Annotated in this window: 18 protein-coding genes and 1 pseudogene; 12 read left to right on the top strand and 7 right to left on the bottom strand. The window is 66.4% G+C overall.

Going from position 1 to position 17,416, the window contains the following annotated elements:
• Positions 1-92 precede the first annotated feature (92 nt).
• Entirely contained in the window at positions 93-1,808 is a 1,716-nt protein-coding gene (locus JW792_RS14950) for an alkaline phosphatase D family protein (protein ID WP_135995004.1), read from the top strand.
• A gap of 60 nt (positions 1,809-1,868) precedes the next feature.
• Here JW792_RS14950 and JW792_RS14955 read toward each other — a convergent pair whose 3' ends face one another.
• Positions 1,869-2,282, bottom strand: coding sequence for a DUF4168 domain-containing protein (locus tag JW792_RS14955; protein WP_158291550.1), 414 nt, complete (start codon positions 2,280-2,282; stop codon positions 1,869-1,871).
• Positions 2,283-2,449: 167 nt separating this feature from the next.
• Positions 2,450-3,079 carry a GTP cyclohydrolase I FolE gene (gene folE, locus JW792_RS14960; protein ID WP_135995002.1) on the bottom strand — a complete coding sequence of 210 codons (630 nt, stop codon included), beginning with the start codon at positions 3,077-3,079 and terminating at the stop codon, positions 2,450-2,452.
• A gap of 287 nt (positions 3,080-3,366) precedes the next feature.
• Here folE and cysS point away from each other — a divergent pair.
• The 4 genes and pseudogenes from cysS to JW792_RS14980 form a co-directional block, all read left to right on the top strand.
• Positions 3,367-4,743, top strand: a pseudogene (gene cysS, locus JW792_RS14965) (cysteine--tRNA ligase); the annotation flags it as partial.
• A 396-nt stretch (positions 4,744-5,139) separates the two neighbouring features.
• The gene (locus JW792_RS14970) at positions 5,140-5,571 is read left to right on the top strand and encodes an iron-sulfur cluster assembly scaffold protein (RefSeq protein WP_135995000.1); all 432 of its coding nucleotides are present in this window, start codon (positions 5,140-5,142) and stop codon (positions 5,569-5,571) included.
• Between the two features lie 94 nt (positions 5,572-5,665).
• A complete protein-coding gene (yidD, locus tag JW792_RS14975; RefSeq protein WP_135994999.1) occupies positions 5,666-6,016 on the top strand; it encodes a membrane protein insertion efficiency factor YidD in 351 nt (116 codons plus the stop codon).
• 2 nt (positions 6,017-6,018) lie between these two features.
• Positions 6,019-6,888, top strand: a complete 870-nt coding sequence (locus JW792_RS14980) for a glycosyltransferase family 2 protein (protein WP_135994998.1) — start codon at positions 6,019-6,021, stop codon at positions 6,886-6,888.
• A 4-nt stretch (positions 6,889-6,892) separates the two neighbouring features.
• Here the strand turns inward: JW792_RS14980 and JW792_RS14985 are convergent, their stop codons facing one another.
• Entirely contained in the window at positions 6,893-7,801 is a 909-nt protein-coding gene (locus JW792_RS14985; protein WP_135994997.1) for a hydroxymethylglutaryl-CoA lyase, read from the bottom strand.
• Positions 7,798-9,507, bottom strand: a complete 1,710-nt coding sequence (locus JW792_RS14990; protein ID WP_135994996.1) for an ArnT family glycosyltransferase — start codon at positions 9,505-9,507, stop codon at positions 7,798-7,800. The genes JW792_RS14985 and JW792_RS14990 overlap by 4 nt, the downstream gene beginning before the upstream one ends.
• A gap of 99 nt (positions 9,508-9,606) precedes the next feature.
• Here JW792_RS14990 and JW792_RS14995 point away from each other — a divergent pair, with 99 nt between their 5' ends.
• Together JW792_RS14995 and JW792_RS15000 are read left to right on the top strand one after the other, a co-directional pair.
• On the top strand, positions 9,607-10,347 hold the full coding sequence (locus tag JW792_RS14995) for a glycosyltransferase family 2 protein (RefSeq protein WP_135994995.1): 741 nt from the start codon (positions 9,607-9,609) through the stop codon (positions 10,345-10,347).
• 152 nt (positions 10,348-10,499) lie between these two features.
• Entirely contained in the window at positions 10,500-11,000 is a 501-nt protein-coding gene (locus JW792_RS15000) for a hypothetical protein (protein WP_135994994.1), read from the top strand.
• Positions 11,001-11,143: 143 nt separating this feature from the next.
• Here JW792_RS15000 and JW792_RS15005 read toward each other — a convergent pair whose 3' ends face one another.
• Both JW792_RS15005 and phaR read right to left on the bottom strand, forming a co-directional pair.
• Positions 11,144-11,479, bottom strand: a complete 336-nt coding sequence (locus JW792_RS15005; protein WP_135994993.1) for a hypothetical protein — start codon at positions 11,477-11,479, stop codon at positions 11,144-11,146.
• A 113-nt stretch (positions 11,480-11,592) separates the two neighbouring features.
• On the bottom strand, positions 11,593-12,171 hold the full coding sequence (phaR, locus tag JW792_RS15010) for a polyhydroxyalkanoate synthesis repressor PhaR (protein WP_135994992.1): 579 nt from the start codon (positions 12,169-12,171) through the stop codon (positions 11,593-11,595).
• A gap of 189 nt (positions 12,172-12,360) precedes the next feature.
• Here phaR and phbB point away from each other — a divergent pair, with 189 nt between their 5' ends.
• From phbB to JW792_RS15035, 5 genes are all read left to right on the top strand, one after another.
• The gene (gene phbB, locus JW792_RS15015; protein WP_135994991.1) at positions 12,361-13,083 is read left to right on the top strand and encodes a beta-ketoacyl-ACP reductase; all 723 of its coding nucleotides are present in this window, start codon (positions 12,361-12,363) and stop codon (positions 13,081-13,083) included.
• 67 nt (positions 13,084-13,150) lie between these two features.
• Entirely contained in the window at positions 13,151-13,879 is a 729-nt protein-coding gene (locus tag JW792_RS15020) for a DUF4908 domain-containing protein (RefSeq protein WP_135994990.1), read from the top strand.
• 327 nt (positions 13,880-14,206) lie between these two features.
• On the top strand, positions 14,207-15,268 hold the full coding sequence (locus tag JW792_RS15025; protein ID WP_135994989.1) for a type I restriction enzyme HsdR N-terminal domain-containing protein: 1,062 nt from the start codon (positions 14,207-14,209) through the stop codon (positions 15,266-15,268).
• Positions 15,268-16,392 (top strand): hypothetical protein, encoded by a 1,125-nt coding sequence (locus tag JW792_RS15030; protein WP_135994988.1) that lies wholly within the window; start codon positions 15,268-15,270, stop codon positions 16,390-16,392. The genes JW792_RS15025 and JW792_RS15030 overlap by 1 nt, the downstream gene beginning before the upstream one ends.
• On the top strand, positions 16,389-16,940 hold the full coding sequence (locus JW792_RS15035) for a hypothetical protein (RefSeq protein ID WP_135994987.1): 552 nt from the start codon (positions 16,389-16,391) through the stop codon (positions 16,938-16,940). Before JW792_RS15030 ends, JW792_RS15035 begins: the two co-directional genes overlap by 4 nt.
• Before the next feature lie 25 nt (positions 16,941-16,965).
• On the opposite strand, the gene JW792_RS15040 is transcribed toward JW792_RS15035, so the two are convergent.
• Positions 16,966-17,415 carry a cupin domain-containing protein gene (locus tag JW792_RS15040; RefSeq protein WP_135994986.1) on the bottom strand — a complete coding sequence of 150 codons (450 nt, stop codon included), beginning with the start codon at positions 17,413-17,415 and terminating at the stop codon, positions 16,966-16,968.
• Position 17,416: the final 1 nt, after the last annotated feature.

Genomic DNA, 17,416 nt, shown 5'->3' on the forward strand with positions numbered 1-17,416 from the left:
GAGGGGCCCTGTTCCGGCCCGGCTTGTTTCATGCCTTGCGTGCCGCCGGTCGGCGGGGAAGACTGGCGCGGGGTTCAGGCAGGGAGACGGGGATGAGTTTCGATTCACTGACGCGGCGCGGCGCGCTGATGGGGGCGGGCGGGCTCGCGCTCGCGAGCTGCACGAAGGCAGAGGTGCGTCACGAGCCGCTGCCCGTGCCGCCCGGTCCGTTCAAGCACGGCGTGGCCTCCGGCGATCCCGACCAGACGAGCCTGGTAGTCTGGACCGCGGTGACCGAGCCGATCGAGGGCGAGCCGGTCACGCTGGAAATGGCCGGCGACGCCGCATTCTCGACGATCGTCCACAGCGAGGCGCTCAGCCCCGCCGGACCTGCCGCCGACAGCCCGGCCACGGGCCGTGCCGTGCCCTACAAGGCGCTGGTGACCGGGCTTCAGGCGGGCACGGCCTATCATTACCGCTTCCGCCATGCCGGGGAGGTCTCCCCGGCCGGGACGACGCGCACGCTGCCGGAGGGGCCGGTGGAGCGGTTCAACATCGCGGCGTTCTCCTGCTCGAACTATCCGGCGGGCTTCTTCAACGCCTACCGCGCGGCGGCCGACCGGGACGATGTCGATCTCGTCGTCCATCTCGGCGACTATATCTACGAATACGCCATGGGCGGGTACGGCACCGACCGGGCCGAGCGCCTGTCGCGCCTGCCCGACCCGATGCACGAGATCGTCACGGTGGAGGACTATGCGCGCCGTCACGCGCTCTACTGCCTGGACCCCGATCTTCAGGCCCTGAAGGCGAAGGCGCCCTGGATCGCGGTCTGGGACGATCACGAGACGGCCAATGACGCCCACCGCACCGGCGCGGAGAACCACGATTTCGGCGAGGGCAACTGGACCGACCGGCGCGATGCGGCGCTGGAGGCCTACTATGCCTGGCTGCCCGCGCGCCGGCCCGAACCCGCCGAGGCGCGCTACGGCGCGGTGAGGATCGGCGATCTCGCCACGTTGCTGCTGGTGGAGACCCGGCTTCTGGCGCGCACCGAGAGCCTCGACTGGTCGAGCTTCCCGGTCGCGCCGGGCGCCGATCCGGACGACCCGGCCATCGCCCGCGCCGTCGAACGCTGGCTCGCCGAGACGGTGGGCGACGAGCGCCGCGAGCTGCTCGGAGCGGCCCAGCTTTCCTTCGTCGGCGACATGCTGGCGCGCTCGCGCGCGGCCGGCCAGCCCTGGCGGGTCTTCGTCAACCAGGTGCTGATGGGCCGCAAGACCATGCCGGACTACACCACGCAGACCCCGCTCTGGCTGCGCCTCGCCCTGCGCTTCAAGGGCGGGCAGGTCTGGGAGACCGCGCAGCGTTCGCGCTTCGGTGTGCCGATGACGCTGGACGACTGGGACGGCTTCCCGGCCGAGCGCGAGCGGCTCTACGAGGCGGCCAAGCGCGCCGATGCCGACTTCCTGGTGCTAACCGGGGACAGCCATAATTTCTGGTGCAACGACCTGCACGACGCGTCGGGAGAGCGGCGCGGGACGGAGTTCGGGGTGACCTCGGTGACGAGCCCGTCCGAGTTCGAGTACGTCAACGCGCCCGGCGTCGATTTCGGCCAGATGACTGTGGATGCGAACCCGGAAGTCCTGCGCCACGAGGTCTACAAGAAGGGCTATGTCCACCTGACCCTGACCCGGGAGGCCGCCGAGGCGGAGTTCGTGGCGGTGTCGACGATAGAGAGCCGCGAGTTCACGACCTCGACCGACAGCCGCTGGCGGGTCGCGGCGAGCACGGGCGGGCCGGCGAACCCGGTCGAGCGCCTCGCCTGACACGAAAACGGGCGGCCCCCCAGGGGCCGCCCGCTTCATTGCGTCGTGCACTCTTAGGGCTTACTCGCCCTGGACGCGCGTCTCGGCCTCGGCCTGAAGGCGCTGGGCGACCTGCGGGTCGCTCTGCGCCGCCACGGCGATGCGCTGGTATTCCAGCGGGGTCAGGCCCGCCTCTTCCACCGCGATGACGAGTTCGCCCTGGGCTTCCTGCTGCAGGGTGGCGGCCTCTTCCTGGCTGCCGGCGGCCTGGAGCCGGGGCTGGTATTCCTGGATGACGGCCTGGATCGAGGTCGCGGCGTCGATGAAGGCCTCGACCTGGGCGTCGCTCATCTCGGCATTGCTCATCGGCTCGACCTGGGGCTGGGTCTGCGCTTGCGCATCGCCCTGTTGGGCCTCGGCGATGCCCGGCAGGCCGAAGCTCAGGGCAAGGCCGGCAGCGGCCAGCGCCGCGGCGAGCGTACGGGAAATCTTCATGGGAAAAACTCTCTGGTCTGCGGTCTGTCGTATCGGCGTTCCGGGCCCATGTAACAACGCCCATCCGCGATTTCGACCCGTCAGCTGCGATCGCCACGGAATGGTCATGAAGATCCCTCCGGCGCGGGCGCCGGAGGGATCTTGCGGCCTCGCGAGGGCGGTGGGACCTACCGGTAGTTCTTCTCGCACAGGCGCATGAAGCGCTCGCGCAGTTCCGGGTTGGCCTTGAACTCGCCGGTGAAGGTGGTGGTGATGGTCGACACGTTGGGGTGATGGACGCCGCGCGTCGTCATGCACTGGTGCTTGGCATCGACGAAGACGGCGACGCCGCGAGGCTTCATGGCCTCCTCGATCGCATCGGCGATCTGGGCGGTCATCGTCTCCTGCGTCTGCAGGCGCTTGGAGAAGATCTCGACGACCTTGGCGATCTTGGAGATGCCCACCACGGCCCGGTCGGGCAGGTAGGCCACGCACGCCGTCCCCAGGATCGGCGCCATGTGGTGCTCGCAATGGCTCTCGACGTCCATGTTGGTCAGCATGACCATGTCGTCATAGCCCTGCACGTCCTCGAACACCTTGCCGAGTTCGGCGCCGGCGTCCTTGGAATAGCCGGCGAACCATTCCTCATAGGCCTTCACCACGCGCTTGGGCGTGTCGATCAGGCCTTCGCGCCTGGGATCGTCGCCGGCCCAGCGCAACAGGGTGCGAACGGCTTCCTCGGCCTCCTGGCGGGAGGGACGGGCGATGGTCGACGCGGTCGCGGCGTCGAGGGTCTTCTTGTCGGTAAGGGCGTCCATACTCACGCGGATCCTTTCGTTGTCGGGTCCCGACTGCGCACATCTTACGCAGCCGTTGTAGTTCCGGTTTCCGGATCCAGCACAGGCGGGGTGGTTTTCAGGCCAGCCTGCTTTTGCGCCGGGTCGTTGTGTGGCCGGTATCAGTTCCGGCCGAAAGCTATGTTGCACCCGCGGCGTTTCCACTGCAAACCACGGGAAGTTTTTTACAGGGCGCGCTGTCTAGCCGGTTTCAACCCGGTTCGCCAAGCGTTATTCGCCCCGTTGACCCCAATGTGATGGCTCGGCCGATGGTTCTCAAGCTCCACGACACCGCCTCGCGCAAGAAGCGCGTCTTCGTTCCGCAGGATGAGACCCGCGTGACGATGTATGTCTGCGGACCGACGGTGTACGCCCCTGCTCACGTCGGCAATTTCCGGCCCGAGGTCGTGTTCGACGTGCTGTTCCGCGTGCTGCGCCACGCCTATGGCGCAGACCGGGTCGTGTTCGCGCGCAACTTCACCGACGTCGACGACAAGATCAACGCGGCGGCGGCTCGCGAAGACGTTGAAATATCTGTGATTTCAGAGCGCTATGCTCGGATCTATCACGAGGATGCACGGGCCCTGAACATCCTGCCGAAGACGTTCGAGCCCAAGGCCACGGGCCATATGGACGACATCATCGCCTTCATCGACCAGCTGATCGCTTCCGGTCACGCCTATGCGGCGGAAGGTCACGTGCTCTTCTCGGTGGCGTCCTTCCAGGGCTACGGGTCGTTCTCGCGCCGCTCGCTGGAGGACATGATCGCGGGGGCGCGCGTCGAGGTGGCGCCCTACAAGACCGATCCGGCCGATTTCGTGCTCTGGAAGCCGGCCAAGCCCGGCGAGCCCGCCTGGGAAAGCCCCTGGGGCCCGGGCCGGCCGGGCTGGCACATCGAGTGCTCGGCGATGATCGAACGCCAGCTCGGCGAGACCATCGACATCCATGGCGGGGGGATCGATCTCGTCTTTCCCCACCACGAGAACGAGATCGCACAGTCCGTGTGCGCGCACGGCGGAAAGCCACTTGCCAATTACTGGCTCCACAACGGCTTTCTCTCGATGAATGCGGAGAAGATGTCCAAGTCGGAGGGCAATATCGTCACCGTCCACGAGATGCTGGCGCGCGGCTTTCCAGGCGAGGTGATCCGCTATGCGCTGCTGACCGGCCATTACCGCGCCCCGCTCGACTGGAGCGAGGCGCTGATGGAGCGCGCGCGCAAGTCGCTCGACCGGCTCTACGGCGTGCTGCGCAGGCTGAAGCCGATCGAGCCCGCCAAGGTGGCGGCGCCCGATGCGGTCCTCGCCGCCCTGGAGGACGATCTCAACACGCCCAGGGCGCTCGCCGCCCTGTTCGAGATCGCCGGTCGGGCCAACAAGGCCGAGGACGAGGCCGAAAGGGCGAAAGCCAAGGGCGAGCTCCTGGCGGCCGGCGCGCTGCTGGGGCTGCTCTCGAACGATCCGGATACCTGGTTCGGGCTCGAAAGCATTTCCGAGGCCGAGCGCGCCGCGATCGACCGGCTCGTCGCGGAGCGCGCGGAGGCCCGGAAGGCGAAGGATTTCGCCCGCGCCGACGCGATCCGCGACCAGCTGGACCAGCGCGGCATCGTGGTGGAGGACAGCCCGGAGGGCAGCGTGTGGCGGATGGGGTCTGGTGCCACAGAAACACGATATCTACGCGCAGCAATTGAACATCTAAGTAAATATGGCTTTCAGGAAGGCTCGGCGCAGCGAGCCCCTCGTCATGCCGAGGCGGTTTTGAGGCGCAATGAGAAAAACTATTTCCTTGTCAGTGCCCTCGGGGGGCGAGGAGACTCGAGTGTTCTCGTCGAGGAGCCCTTATGGAAGCTTCGCCAAGAGGTGGAATTGGAGAACGGCTCTGTAATTCTAGTTGTTTCTAAGGAGCTACTTCAGACGCTCCAGGCAAGAGTCGAAAATAGCCTCCTTTTCGGATACTTGACGGTCGATCAAAGAGGGTCTTGGGAGTTGGTTCGCGAGTAACCGCTACTTGAAACGGCGGCCCGCAGACCGGACATAAGCGCCATGACCACCCATCCCTACTCCTCCGAGGTCCTGCAGCTCGCCGCGGACATTCCCCGCATCGGACGCCTCCCCGCGCCCCATGCCAGCGCGCGCAAGGTCTCGCGCCTGTGCGGCTCGAGCCTCGATCTCGATCTGTGCGTTGAAGACGGCAGGATCAGCGACCTCGCGCTGGAGCTCGAGGCCTGCGCGCTCGGCCAGGCCGCGGCCAGCGTGCTGGCCCGCGACGGGGTGGGCGCGACGCCCGCGGAGATCCGCGCCGCGCGCGAGGCGCTGAAGGCCATGCTGAAGGAAGGCCGGTCCTTTCCCGAAGGCCGGTTCGCCGCGCTCGCCGCACTGGCTCCGGCGAAGGATTATCCGGCCCGACACGGCTCGGTCATGCTCGCCTTCGATGCGGCGTGTGCGGCGCTCGACGCGCTGGAAGCGAACGCCTAGATGGCGCACTCTCCTGAAAAGTGTAATTCTTTCAATATATCGCTGGACAACTGGATGGAACCGCGCGCATTAAGGCGCGTTGCTGGAGGCGCCGATGTCCGAGGATCGTGACCCGGGCCTGCCCGCGCGCGCCGGACTGGCGCTGCTCGTTGCGTACAAGTACGGGGTTTCGCCCGTCTTCTATGCGCTGGGCGTGCGCTGCCGGCACGAGCCGACCTGTTCGGCATATGCCGCCGACGCGATCCGGGCGCAGGGCCTGTGGCGCGGCGGCTGGCTGACGGCCGGCCGGGTGCTGCGCTGCCGGCCGGGTGGAACGCATGGCTACGACCCCGCGCCGGCGCGCGCGAGCGCGGCGCCGTGGTGGAAAGTGTGGGCGTTCCGCGAACGCCCGGTTAGACTGGGCGGGCCGGACGGAGGGGAGTCCGGTCAAACCGAGGGGGTTTGAACGTGCGTTCGAGGGGGCAGACGAAAATCAGCGTCGTCATGGTCAGCTGGCATACCGGGCCGGTGCTGTTCGACGCGATCCGCGCCGCTCTTCAGGCGCCCGATGTCCACGAACTGATCCTGGTCAATCACGGCAACCCGGCCGACGTGGTCGAGCGCCTGGAGACCCTTGCCGACGAGCAGGAGCGTTTCCTCCTGATCCATTCCGGCGGCAATCTCGGCTATTCCAAGGGCTGCAATATCGGCGCGCGCATCGCGCGCGGCACCCATCTGCTATTCCTCAATCCCGACGCGATCCTGGTGCCCGGAGCGGCGGCGCGCATGGCCGAAACCGCCCAGGGCCTCGCCGATCCGTGGGTCGTCGGGGCGCGCATCCTCGATCGCGACGGACGCGAGCAGCGCGGCGGGCGGCGCGGCGATCTGTCGCTGGTCAGCGCCTTCCTCGGCTTCACGGGCCTGTCGCGCTTCGTGCCCGGGGTGCGCGACATCCATCGCGAGCGCGAACCCGTTCCCGCGATCCCGGTCGACACGCCGTGCGTGTCCGGGGCGGCGCTGATGATGAGCCGGACCGGCTATGACAGCATAGGCGGGTTCGACGAGACCTATTTCCTCCATGTCGAGGACATCGACCTGTGCCGGCGCGTGCGCCAGGCCGGCGGCCGGGTCCTGTTCGACCCCCACGCCGAGCTCGTCCATTACGGCTCGACGAGCCACGCCAGCATCTTCTTCGTTGAGCGTCACAAGGCGCACGGGCTCGTGCGCTATTTCTGGCGTTACGCGAGCCCGGTCGGGCGTATCGGCGTCGCTCTCGCGGTGCCGGTACTCTGGCTCGCCCTGATGAGCCGTGCCTTCCTGATCGCCGCGCGGCGCTGACAGCCTACGCCGCCGGCCGCGGGAAGGGGCCGGCCTTGGCGAGCATGGACTGGACCGGGTGCTTCAGCGCCTCGGTCTCCAGCCAGCGCGCGGTCTCGATCATCGCGTCGAGATCGATGCCGGTCTCGTAGCCGCCGCGTTCGAGCATGTAGACCACGTCCTCGGTCGCGACATTTCCCGTCGCCCTGGGGGCGAAGGGGCAGCCCCCGATCCCGCCCGCGCTCGCGTCGATCACGTCGACGCCCGCCTCGACGGCGGCGAAGACGTTGGCGAGCGCAGTATTGCGCGTGTTGTGGAAATGCATCCGCAGCCTCGCTTTCGGCGCGGCCTCGCGCACCTTGTCGTGACGCTCGCGCACGTCCCAGGGCGTGGCCACCCCGATCGTGTCGCCAAGCGCGATCTCGACTGCGCCGGCCGCCTCGGCGCGCCGGGCGAGCTCGGCGACGACGTCCGCACTCACCTCGCCCTCGAACGGATCGCCGAACGCGACCGAGATCGTGGCCGAGAGCGGGATGCCGGCGTCGTGGGCGAGGATGGCGATGCGGTCGAGCAGATCCGCGGTCTCCTCGGGAGAGGCGTTCTGGTTGCGCCGGCCGAAGCCCTCGCTGGCGACCATGACGAAATTGATCTCGTCGCACCGCGCCTCTATGGCGCGGCGCATGCCGCGCTCGTTGAGCGCGAGGCCGATATACTTCACGCCCTTGCCGCGCGGGACGCGCTCCATGATCTCGCCGGAATCGGCCATCGCGGGCACGAGCTTTGGATGCACGAAGCTCGCCGCTTCCATGCGCCTCACCCCGGCCGCGATCAGGCGCTCGACGAACTCGAGCTTCACCTCGGTGGGCAGCAGGGTGGGATCGTTCTGCAGCCCGTCGCGGGGACCGACTTCGACGATTTCGATTCTGCGGGTCATGCTGGGCTCTCGGTCTGCGGGCAGCCGCCGATGCGGAGGACGAGGAGGGATGTGGGGTCGCCGCGGCTGTAATTGAAGCCGGAAACCGCGTAGCGCGCGCACGCCGCGGCCTCAAGCCTCGCGCGCAAGGCCTGTGCCGCCTCGCGATCGGGCGCCTCGGCGAGGCGGGCGGTATCGAGGATCACGACGAGCGGGCCGCGGGAAGCCTCGAGCACGCCGGCGAGCTCGGAGACGTCGACGAGTTCGACATCGCCGCGCAGCGCGAAGACCAGGCTCGGCTCGGTATAGGTGGAGACGATCTGGGGGTCGCCGGCGAGCAGGCCGGTCCCGCCGAGTTCGCGCGTCAGCGCGCGGGTGAGGAAGAGTTCGCCGCTTGCGGGCAGGACGAGACCGCGTGCCACGACATGGAATGTGAGGGCGGCGAGGATCGCGAGCCCGAGCGCCGTCCAGCGCCTGGCCCTCACGGCCATGAAACCGGCCGCGAGCGTGCAGAGCACGAGCAGGACGCCGCCGGCGGCGGCGAGGGCCTGCGGGCCCTCGAAGCGGCGGGCCAGAGCGATGACCAGGCCGGCCAGCACCAGCGCGCCGAGCAGCGCGAGACCGGCGCCCAGCGTGCGCACCAGCGGGCGGGTGCGCGACAGCTCGGCCAGGCCCCAGCCGGCGAGGACGGCAAGTCCCGGCCAGGCCGGCAGGGTGTAGTGGGGCAGCTTGGTCGGCATCAGCTCGAACAGCACGAAGAAGGGCACCGCCCAGGCGAGCGCGAGGCGCGCGGCGCGCGCGCCGTCCCCGCCCTCGCGAAGCCCGCGCAAAGCCGCCGCCAGTCCGGCGGGCAGGAAGGCGATCGCGGGGAAGAACAGGACCGGCAGCAGGAGGGTGTGGGCGCCCGGCGGCGCGCCGTGGCCCTCGTGCCCGGAGGCGATCTTCGGCGCGACATCCCCGCCCAGCATGTCGGCGAGAAACTCCCCGCCCGTCGCGATCTGAACGGCGATCAGCCAGGGTGCGACGATGGCGGCGGCGAGCAGCGGTCCCGGCCAGTGAAGATAGAAGCGCCACCAGCCGGTGCGCCGCTCCCAGACGGACAGGGCGATCACGGCGAGGCCCATGGCGAGCGGGGCGACCGGGCCCTTGATCATCGCTCCGACGGCGACCGCCGCCCAGCCGGCGGCGGCCCAGGCCCCGGGGTGCGCGCCGGGATCGTCCGGCCGGGAGGCGGCAAGGCGCACCTTGACGAGGGAGAGGAAGGCGAAGGCGCAGGCGGCGGCGAGCGCGGCATCGGTCTTGGCGATCGCGCCCTCGGTGGCGAGCATGACGCTCACCGCGAACAGGCTCGCCCCGGCGAACGCCGCCCGGCGGCCGGCGAGGGCGAGGCCGGCGAGATGGACGGCGAGCGCGGCGAGCATGGTCCCCAGCAGCGAGGGCAGGCGCCAGGCCCAGATCTCCCGCGCGGCGGGATCGGACACCAGCGCGACGCTCGCGGCCTGCAGCCAGTAGATCGCGACGGGCTTCTTGTGGCGCGGCTCGTCCTGGAAGCGGATTCGGACGGGATCGCCGCTCTCCAGCATCTGCGCGGTCGCCTGGGCATAGCGCGCCTCGTCGCGGTCGATCACCGGCACGGTGAACAGTCCGGCGAGCGCGGCCAGCGCGGCCAGGGCCATGGCGATCAGCGCCGCGCGGGGCGGCGCGAGAAGGCGCTCGAATGCCGTCACCGAAAAAAATCCGTGCTTCGTGTGCGATTATGGGTATGAAACGCGGCGAAGCCGAGGACAAGCCGGACCGGCCTCCTCACAGCGAATAGCCAGGTGGTCATGGCCGACGCCCCCATCGCCCCGAGACTCTCCGTCGTCGCCCCGATGCACAACGAGGCGGGCAATGCCGCGCGCCTGGCCGGCGAGATCTATGCGGTCCTGCGCGAGATCGATCACGAGATCGTCTGCGTGAACGACGCGAGCACGGATTCCACCCTGTCCGAGCTTCAGGCGGCCAGGCCGGAGATCCCGAGCCTGCGCATCGTCAGCCACCGCAGGAATGCCGGCCAGTCGCGCGCGATCCGCACCGGCGTCATGGCGGCGCGCGCGGCCATCGTCGTGACGCTCGACGGGGACGGCCAGAACCCGCCCCAGGACATCCCGACCCTGTTCACCGCGCTGGTGCGCGCCGATGCGCCGGACGATCTCGCCATGGTCGCGGGCCGGCGGGTGGGGCGCAAGGACACGGCGTGGAAGCGCTTCGCCTCGCGCCTGGGCAACGGCATCCGCCGCCGGCTCCTGAACGACGATGCCGACGACACGGGCTGCGGGCTCAAGGCCTTCAAGCGCGAGGCGTATCTGCGCCTTCCCTATTTCGATCACCAGCACCGCTTCCTGCCGGCGCTGATGAAGCGCGAAGGCTTCAAGGTCGAGTTCCGCGATGTGGGCCACAGGCCACGCATGGCGGGGAAGTCGAAATACACCAATCTCGGCCGCCTTTTCGCCTCTTTGAGTGATATGCTAGGGGTTATGTGGCTCAACAGCCGGTTCCGGAACACCGGCGGCTGGGATGAGTTCTAGGGCGGCCCGGCTCCCGTGACAGGCTGACCGGCCCGCCCGTGTCGAGGGGGATTGGAGCCATGGCCAGTTCTGATGGCAGCGGTCTCTTCCTGGGCCTGACGGCGGCCGAACGCCGCCGCCGGCAGGGCGCAGGCCAGAAAAAAGGGGGTGGCATGTACGAACTGTTTCCGAAAATGATCATCGCGATCGTGGTCTACGCCGTGGTCGCGCTCGGCACGGGCCTCACCGCCGGTTCCGAGACCTTCACCGGCAACATGCACGAGTTCCGCGCGGGCAACTGCGCCGGCATGGAGACCGCGCCCGAGGGCGCCGTGGAGTGCACCCAGGGCGTGCTCTACTCGACGATCTTCACGATCCCGACGGCCGGCACGGACTGGCCGCTGACGCTGTCCGATCTCCTGATCACGCTCGGCCTCGTCATGCTGTTCCTGGAGATGCTGAAGGCGCCGGGCACGGGCAATGCGACGGTGTTCAACAACCTGCTCTCGACCGGGGTCTTCATCATCGCGATCCTGCTGTTCGTTCTGCAGCCGCTGTTCGCGACGTCGACCTTCTTCATCATCATGCTGATGACGCTGCTCGATACCGCGGCAGGCTGGTTCATCACCGTGATCGCCTCGCGGCGCGACCTCGCCGTCGGCGGAGAAGCCTGACCGCGTCACCGCGCACCGGGTAAAGGGGCCGCTCCGGGCATCCGGGGCGGCCCTTCCCGTTCCGCTTCAGACCAGGAGAAACAGCACGCCGAGGACCAGCGCGGCGTCGCCGGCGCGCACCAGGCCTGTGCGGATCGCCGTGCTCATGCCGTGCGCTCCAGCTTCGGCGCGGTGTAGGGGCGCACGCTCTCGCCGGCGCGCGCATAGGCGTCGCGATAGCGGCGGCGCTCGGTCTCGTCGGCCCGCAGCCCGCGCAGGCGCGGATAGGCCTGCAGGGCGATCAGGGTCGATCCGGCCGCCGGGCCGGCCGGGCGCGCAGGCGCACCCGGGCTGACGGGATGATCGCGCCGGGAGGCCGGGGCGGGCGCGCTGGCGCGGCGCTCGCCCGAGCCGGTCTCGGCATCGGCCCGCGCCGCGCGCTCCACGCGGGAGGGGCGGCGGGTCGGGACGGGCAGGTTGGGGCCGGTTGCTGCGATCATGGACATCTGATCGCAGGATGTGTGCCGCGATTAACCCGGCGTCAATGTCCGTAAATGAAGCGTAAACAGCCGGATTCCGGGCGGCCGGGCCGGATTCTGTGCCGAAACGGCACTTACTCGCCGGCGAGCCTGTCGAGCTTGGCGCGCATCGCCTCGAGCTCGGCACGCAGCGCCTTGACCTCGTCCTTCTCCGCGGCGGTCTTGTCGGCTTCCGGCGCGGCGGGCGCCTCGCCGGCCCGCGCGAACGGGGAGAACATGCCCATGGCCTGCTCGAACAGCGCCATGTTGCGCTTGGCCTGCTCCTCCATCATCGCCAGGGCCGGAGTCTTGGCGTTCATGGAGCCTTCGAACTTCTCGCGCAGCGCCTCCTGCTGGCGGGCCAGCGTCTCCATCGTGAGACGCAGATAGTCCGGCACGAAGGCCTGCATGGAATCGCCGTAGAAGCTGATCACCTGGCGCAGGAACTCCACGGGCAGGAGGTTCTCGCCCTTGCTCTCCTGCTCGAAGATGATCTGGCCGAGCACCGATCGCGTCAGGTCCTCGCCCGATTTCGCGTCCACGACCTGGAAGTCCTTGCCCGCCCGCACGAGCTCGCGCAGGTGATCGAGCGTCACGTAGCGGCTCGCCGACGTGTCGTAGAGACGCCGGTTCGCATACTTCTTGATGACGATGGTCTCGCCCTTGTCGGTCATCTGGTCCCTCCCGGGGCAGTCTCCGGCTCTGTCATCCGGACAAGGCTGCCATTCGTTTTCTTCGGCTCGACATGGCCGATCTCTGCGTTAATAAAGACAGGAGCGGGCGCACATTTGCTGCGCGCGCGCTGAGGTCTTTGCGGCGCAGCATAAACGGACTTCTCAGGCAGGGACAGAGAGGAATCCATCATGGCGAGAACGGCACTGGTCACGGGCGGAACCCGCGGAATCGGAAAGGCGATCTGCCTCGCGCTGAAGCGGGCGGGCCATCGCGTCGCCGCCAATTACGCCGGCAATGACGAGGCCGCCAAGGCCTTCCGCGAGGAAACCGGCATTCCCGTATTCAAGTGGTCGGTCGCCGATTACGAGGCCTGCAGGGACGGCATCGCCAGGGTCGAGGCCGAACTCGGCCCGGTGGAGATCCTGATCAACAATGCCGGCATCACCCGCGACGTGCCGTTCCACAAGATGACGCCGGACCAGTGGCGCGAGGTGATCGACACCAATCTCTCCGGCGTGTTCAACATGACCCACCCGGTCTGGAACGGCATGCGCGATCGCGGCTTCGGGCGGATCGTTACCATCTCCTCGATCAACGGCCAGAAGGGCCAGTTCGGCCAGGTCAACTATTCCGCCGCCAAGGCCGGCGATCTCGGCTTCACCAAGGCGCTCGCCCAGGAGGGCGCGAAGAAGGGGATCACCGTCAACGCGATCTGCCCCGGCTATATCGCGACCGACATGGTGATGGCCGTGCCCGCCGAGGTCCGCCAGAAGATCGTCGAGCAGATCCCGGTCGGACGGCTCGGCGAGGCCGAGGAGGTCGCGCGCGCGGTCCTGTTCCTGGTCTCCGACGAGGCCGGCTTCGTCACCGGCTCGACCCTGACCGTGAACGGCGGCCAGTACCTGGTGTGAGCCGGACGTTTCCGCGCTGCAGTCCGCGCCCCGATTTCGCCCCACTGGCGGGCTAGACCTCGCCACCATGTTCAGGGGTCTTCTCGCAAGCCTGGCGATCGGCGGTGTCCTCGCGGCGCTGCCCGTTGCCGGGGCCGACGCGCAATCCAATCCGCTCTCCCGACTGGTCGGCCGCGACGCCGAACGCCAGGCGGGATCGGTGTGGTTCGAGCGCGCCGACGGACGCGGCCGGTTCATCTTCGACCGCACCGGGCGCCCGGCCCTGATCCTTCCCGAGGGTTCCGACGAGGTGATCGCGGTCTATCCCGCCCGCGCCTCGGGCGGCGGCGAGGTCTGGCAGAGCGATACCGGCCGGGTGGTCCTGCGCTTCTCCAATCTCGGCGGAGCGACCTATTTCCCGCCCGACGCGCCGGACGGCGTGATTGCCGACCCCGTGGGCGAGGCGCGCCTCATCGCCGCCGAGCCGGCCTCGGCCGAGGAGCTGCAGCGTGCCGCCCGGCGCATGGTGGACTCGCTCGCGAGCCGCGCGCGCCGCGAGGTCAGCGCCGAGGTGCTCGATGCCGGGCCCGGCGCCAACGCCTATATCATCGACGCGATGCGCATGGTGGCCCGCGCCGCCGACGACACGCCGCGCCGCGCGCTGCGCGATCTCGAGGTCGTGCGCATAGGCGTCGGCGAGGCCCCGCGCGCGGACTATTCCGGCGGCGTGCTCGACATCTCGGTCAATCCCGCGATGGGATATGGCGGCCGCCCGAGCTCGGGGTTGATCCAGCGCGAGCTGGAGCGGGCCGGATAGGGCGAGCGCGTGAGAGTCCACTCTCACCGGCTTCCGACTCCTACTCCTACGACTACTACAGCTCTCCTGCTCCGCCGCCGATCGTATCCTCGCGCGCCTGAACGCGGCGGCACGCGCGCGCCTGCGATGAGAAACAGCGAGGGCGATCATACCAGCGCCCGGGCAGGGCGGGGATAAGGCGTGTCTCTCCCCGACCCGCGGGCGGGCGGGGAAGGGGGATGTGAGCCGCCCGTATCGCGCGCATCAACAGAATCAACACGCTAGACTAGACGAATCCGGCAACCTCTGCGTATCGTCTCTCCGGCAACCGCCCGGGGGAGAGCGCAGATGAGCTTCAAGGACAGGATCGGCGACGTCGCCCGGCGCCTGGAAATGGTCAAATCGCGCAGCGATCTCGGCGAGGAGGCGACGAAGACGGCCGTCGTCATGCCCTTCCTGGCCGCGCTCGGCTACGACATCTTCAACCCGGCCGAGGTCCAGCCCGAGTTCACTGCGGATGTCGGCACCAAGAAGGGCGAGAAGGTCGATTTCGCGATCTTTCTCGACGACAGGGTCGAGATGATCATCGAGGCCAAGCCCTTTTCCTGCGCGCTCAAGGATGCGCAGTACAGCCAGCTCTACCGCTATTTCGGCGTCACCGATGCGCGCATCGCGCTGCTCACGAACGGCGCGGAATACTGGTTCTTCACCGATGTCGACGCGACCAACCGGATGGACGAGAAGCCTTTCTTCAAGTTCTCGCTGGAGGTCTACGACGAGGCCGATCTGCGCGAGCTGGAGAAGTTCGCCAAGGAGAGCTTCTCCATCGAGCAGGTCCAGGCCACGGCGGCGAGCCTGAAATACACCCGCCTCGCCGCGCAATACATCAGTCAGCAGATGGCCGAGCCGGACGAGGAATTCGTCAAGCTCGTCGCGCGCAGCGTCTATGACGGACGCCTGACCGCCAGCGTCGTCGAGCGCATGACGCCGTGCGTGAAGCGCGCCTTCGACGACATCATCCGCGCTCGCGTGCGCTCGCGCCTCGAAGTCGCGCTCGGCGAGGACGAGGAGGAGATGGTCGAGGCGCAAGAGCCCGAGATCGCGGGCGACGACGGCATCGTCACGACCGAGGAGGAGCTGCAGGCCTTCTACATCGTGCGCGCCATCGCCGCCGAACTCGTCGACCCCTCCCGCATCGCGATCCGCGACCAGAAGAGCTATTGCGGCATCCTGTTCGACGACAACAACCGCAAGCCCATATGCCGCCTCGGCTTCGACGGCCGCCAGAAATGGGTCATCCTGTTCGACGAGAACAAGCAGGAGACGCGGGTGAACGTGGACAGGCCGGAGGATTTGTATCGTTATGGTCCAGCACTAAGGACCGTCATCGAAAGCTATAAGAGGGGGTAATGAGCGTGTCATTTGATTTCGAGGTAATCGATAAAAAGACAAACATATATGTCGTATATGCTGGTCGCCAGAGAAAATATTTACAGGATTTTCTAATCAATAACAGGGTATATCTCGACCTTCCTCTTTCTGGTGTTGATATAAATATTGCTTCAAGCCGTGAAAATGCTCGGAGAGCGGCCCGTGGTGCGCATGCGATAAAGAGGCGTTTAAATGGAGACAAAGATTTTGAGATACCCCCTTCGCTTGCAGATTTGTCGGGTGATCCTATCAAGGCGCCAAAGCATTTGAACCAACTTGTTGGCTCGATAGTCAAATTGTTTGCAAATGCAAAAGTTGGTGATCTGATCGTCACGCCAGATGCGGGGATGTACGGTACTGTCTATTTTGGGCGCATAGACGCACCGTTCCATCCGGATGATAGGCTTGTTCTTAATGAATATGATGGCTATAGCGCGCCATATCGTCGCGTTCGCTGGCTCAGGTCTGATGTTGAAAAAAGGGCTCTTCCCAAGGACATTGTAAAGTATGTCCAGAAACCACCAGCTGTAGGAAAAGTAAAGGTTGATGAAATAACATCAAAATTTTTTGATTTTGCATTTTATTCTTACATTTATGGAGATATTTCGAGAATAATTTTTGATGCTCCAAATTACACAGGTAGAGATTTTTATGAACTCGACAGTTCAATAACGTTAATACAATTTTTGCTTGCATCGTATAGCATGGACTCAGAATCGTTCGTTGCGGCTCTTATGCGAGCTTCAAGCATCGATCAGTTCGTAAGTCTCCATCGAGGCCGAGAGGGCGTGCTGCGAGCTTCTATGGAGTTCCACTCTCCGGGCTGGTTTGACGTCAAGCGAAGGTCTGCCGCCTTTGCCCTATTTGCCGCGATCATACTCTCCTCTTCTTCGGACAAATGGATCGAGACGGCAGACCGCTTTGTGTCTGAAGCTGCCCTCGAGGGGGGCGAGGCCCACGCCGCAGCAAGTGCGGCGCGAGATCGCGTCGAGGCGTTCAGCCGGGTGCTTCCCCGAGAGTTCTCGCTCGAGTTGGATGATCTGAGAGAGGAGGCGGAGAGCGAGGTGGGTCTCCGAGCCTCGGTCCACCGGGGGCCAAAATGATCGGCGTATTGTGTGGGCTTATAAGGTCTCTGGCACGCTTCCTTGCGAAGCCGCAAATCCCGCTATGGATACATATTTTCGGCTATGGCCTAACGGTATTCCTTACGCTTTGGCTATCTCCTAACATACAAAAAACGTTTGAAGGAGAGAGGGTTAGGTCCGAGTATGTTATAAATCAATTTGAAAAACTCTCTGCGGACACGCACGAAACACTGCGGCTTGTGCGTGTTTACTCAGATGGTGAGTTTCCGCTTGAGCAAAGGCGGGATGCAAGGCGTCGACTGCTAGAAATTCTAACCAGTTTGAACTGGAGGGCAGTAGAGCTTAGCGTTATAGTTGGTAGCGAAGAGGAATTAGTGATTTCTAGCTATCAAAATGCAGTGATAAATATGATTCAAAGTATTGAATCGGAAAATGAATCGGAATTCGTAGAGGCCTATCATCAGTTCAACTTGCAATCGATGGAGCTGATGAATGCGCTATCGAGGCATGCGAACTTAGACCGCATTAGCCGAGAGTTTTTGGAACAACAGGCTGCCAGTCAGTAGGCAGACCATATCTCTTCTAGAAAGATCACCCCGGCCCCGGCTCCCACCCCTCGTTCGCCATCTCGAAGCCGTCGAACTGAAAGCCTGGCGCCACGAGGCAGCTGACGAGGACCCAGTCCCCGAGCGGTTCGGCCTTCTGCCAGGCATTGGCGGGAACGAGGGCTTGCGGGGTCTCGCCCCCGGCGAGATCGGGGCCCACGCGCAGGGCGCGGGCGGTCTCGCCGTTGTCGGAGATCGTCAGGGCGAGCGGGCCGCCGGCGTGCCAGAGCCAGACCTCGTCGGCGTCGACGCGGTGCCAGGCGCTGGCCTCGCCGGCCTTCAGCAGGAAATAGATCGCGGTCAGGCGCGAGCGCCCGTCCGGGCCGTCCGGGGCGCGGTAGGTCTCGACATAGTGGCCGCCCTCGGGGTGGGGCTGCATGGCGAGGCGCTCGACGATCTCCTCGGGCGTGAGGCCGGAAAGGGCGTCCTGCGCCATC

The organism is Marinicauda algicola (assembly GCF_017161425.1).
GTDB lineage: Bacteria > Pseudomonadota > Alphaproteobacteria > Caulobacterales > Maricaulaceae > Marinicauda > Marinicauda algicola.

What these genes read in the sequence shown, in the direction of transcription:
- JW792_RS15025 (WP_135994989.1), top strand. Translation starts at nt 14,207, where the DNA reads ATGAGCTTCAAGGACAGGATCGGCGACGTCGCCCGGCGCCTGGAAATG.
- JW792_RS15030 (WP_135994988.1), top strand. Translation starts at nt 15,268, where the DNA reads ATGAGCGTGTCATTTGATTTCGAGGTAATCGATAAAAAGACAAACATA.
- phaR (WP_135994992.1), bottom strand. Translation starts at nt 12,171, where the DNA reads ATGACCGACAAGGGCGAGACCATCGTCATCAAGAAGTATGCGAACCGG.
- phbB (WP_135994991.1), top strand. Translation starts at nt 12,361, where the DNA reads ATGGCGAGAACGGCACTGGTCACGGGCGGAACCCGCGGAATCGGAAAG.
- folE (WP_135995002.1), bottom strand. Translation starts at nt 3,079, where the DNA reads ATGGACGCCCTTACCGACAAGAAGACCCTCGACGCCGCGACCGCGTCG.
- JW792_RS14950 (WP_135995004.1), top strand. Translation starts at nt 93, where the DNA reads ATGAGTTTCGATTCACTGACGCGGCGCGGCGCGCTGATGGGGGCGGGC.
- JW792_RS14955 (WP_158291550.1), bottom strand. Translation starts at nt 2,282, where the DNA reads ATGAAGATTTCCCGTACGCTCGCCGCGGCGCTGGCCGCTGCCGGCCTT.
- JW792_RS15000 (WP_135994994.1), top strand. Translation starts at nt 10,500, where the DNA reads ATGTACGAACTGTTTCCGAAAATGATCATCGCGATCGTGGTCTACGCC.
- JW792_RS14985 (WP_135994997.1), bottom strand. Translation starts at nt 7,801, where the DNA reads ATGACCCGCAGAATCGAAATCGTCGAAGTCGGTCCCCGCGACGGGCTG.
- JW792_RS14970 (WP_135995000.1), top strand. Translation starts at nt 5,140, where the DNA reads ATGACCACCCATCCCTACTCCTCCGAGGTCCTGCAGCTCGCCGCGGAC.
- JW792_RS15040 (WP_135994986.1), bottom strand. Translation starts at nt 17,415, where the DNA reads ATGGCGCAGGACGCCCTTTCCGGCCTCACGCCCGAGGAGATCGTCGAG.
- yidD (WP_135994999.1), top strand. Translation starts at nt 5,666, where the DNA reads ATGTCCGAGGATCGTGACCCGGGCCTGCCCGCGCGCGCCGGACTGGCG.
- JW792_RS14995 (WP_135994995.1), top strand. Translation starts at nt 9,607, where the DNA reads ATGGCCGACGCCCCCATCGCCCCGAGACTCTCCGTCGTCGCCCCGATG.
- JW792_RS15005 (WP_135994993.1), bottom strand. Translation starts at nt 11,479, where the DNA reads ATGATCGCAGCAACCGGCCCCAACCTGCCCGTCCCGACCCGCCGCCCC.
- JW792_RS15020 (WP_135994990.1), top strand. Translation starts at nt 13,151, where the DNA reads ATGTTCAGGGGTCTTCTCGCAAGCCTGGCGATCGGCGGTGTCCTCGCG.
- JW792_RS15035 (WP_135994987.1), top strand. Translation starts at nt 16,389, where the DNA reads ATGATCGGCGTATTGTGTGGGCTTATAAGGTCTCTGGCACGCTTCCTT.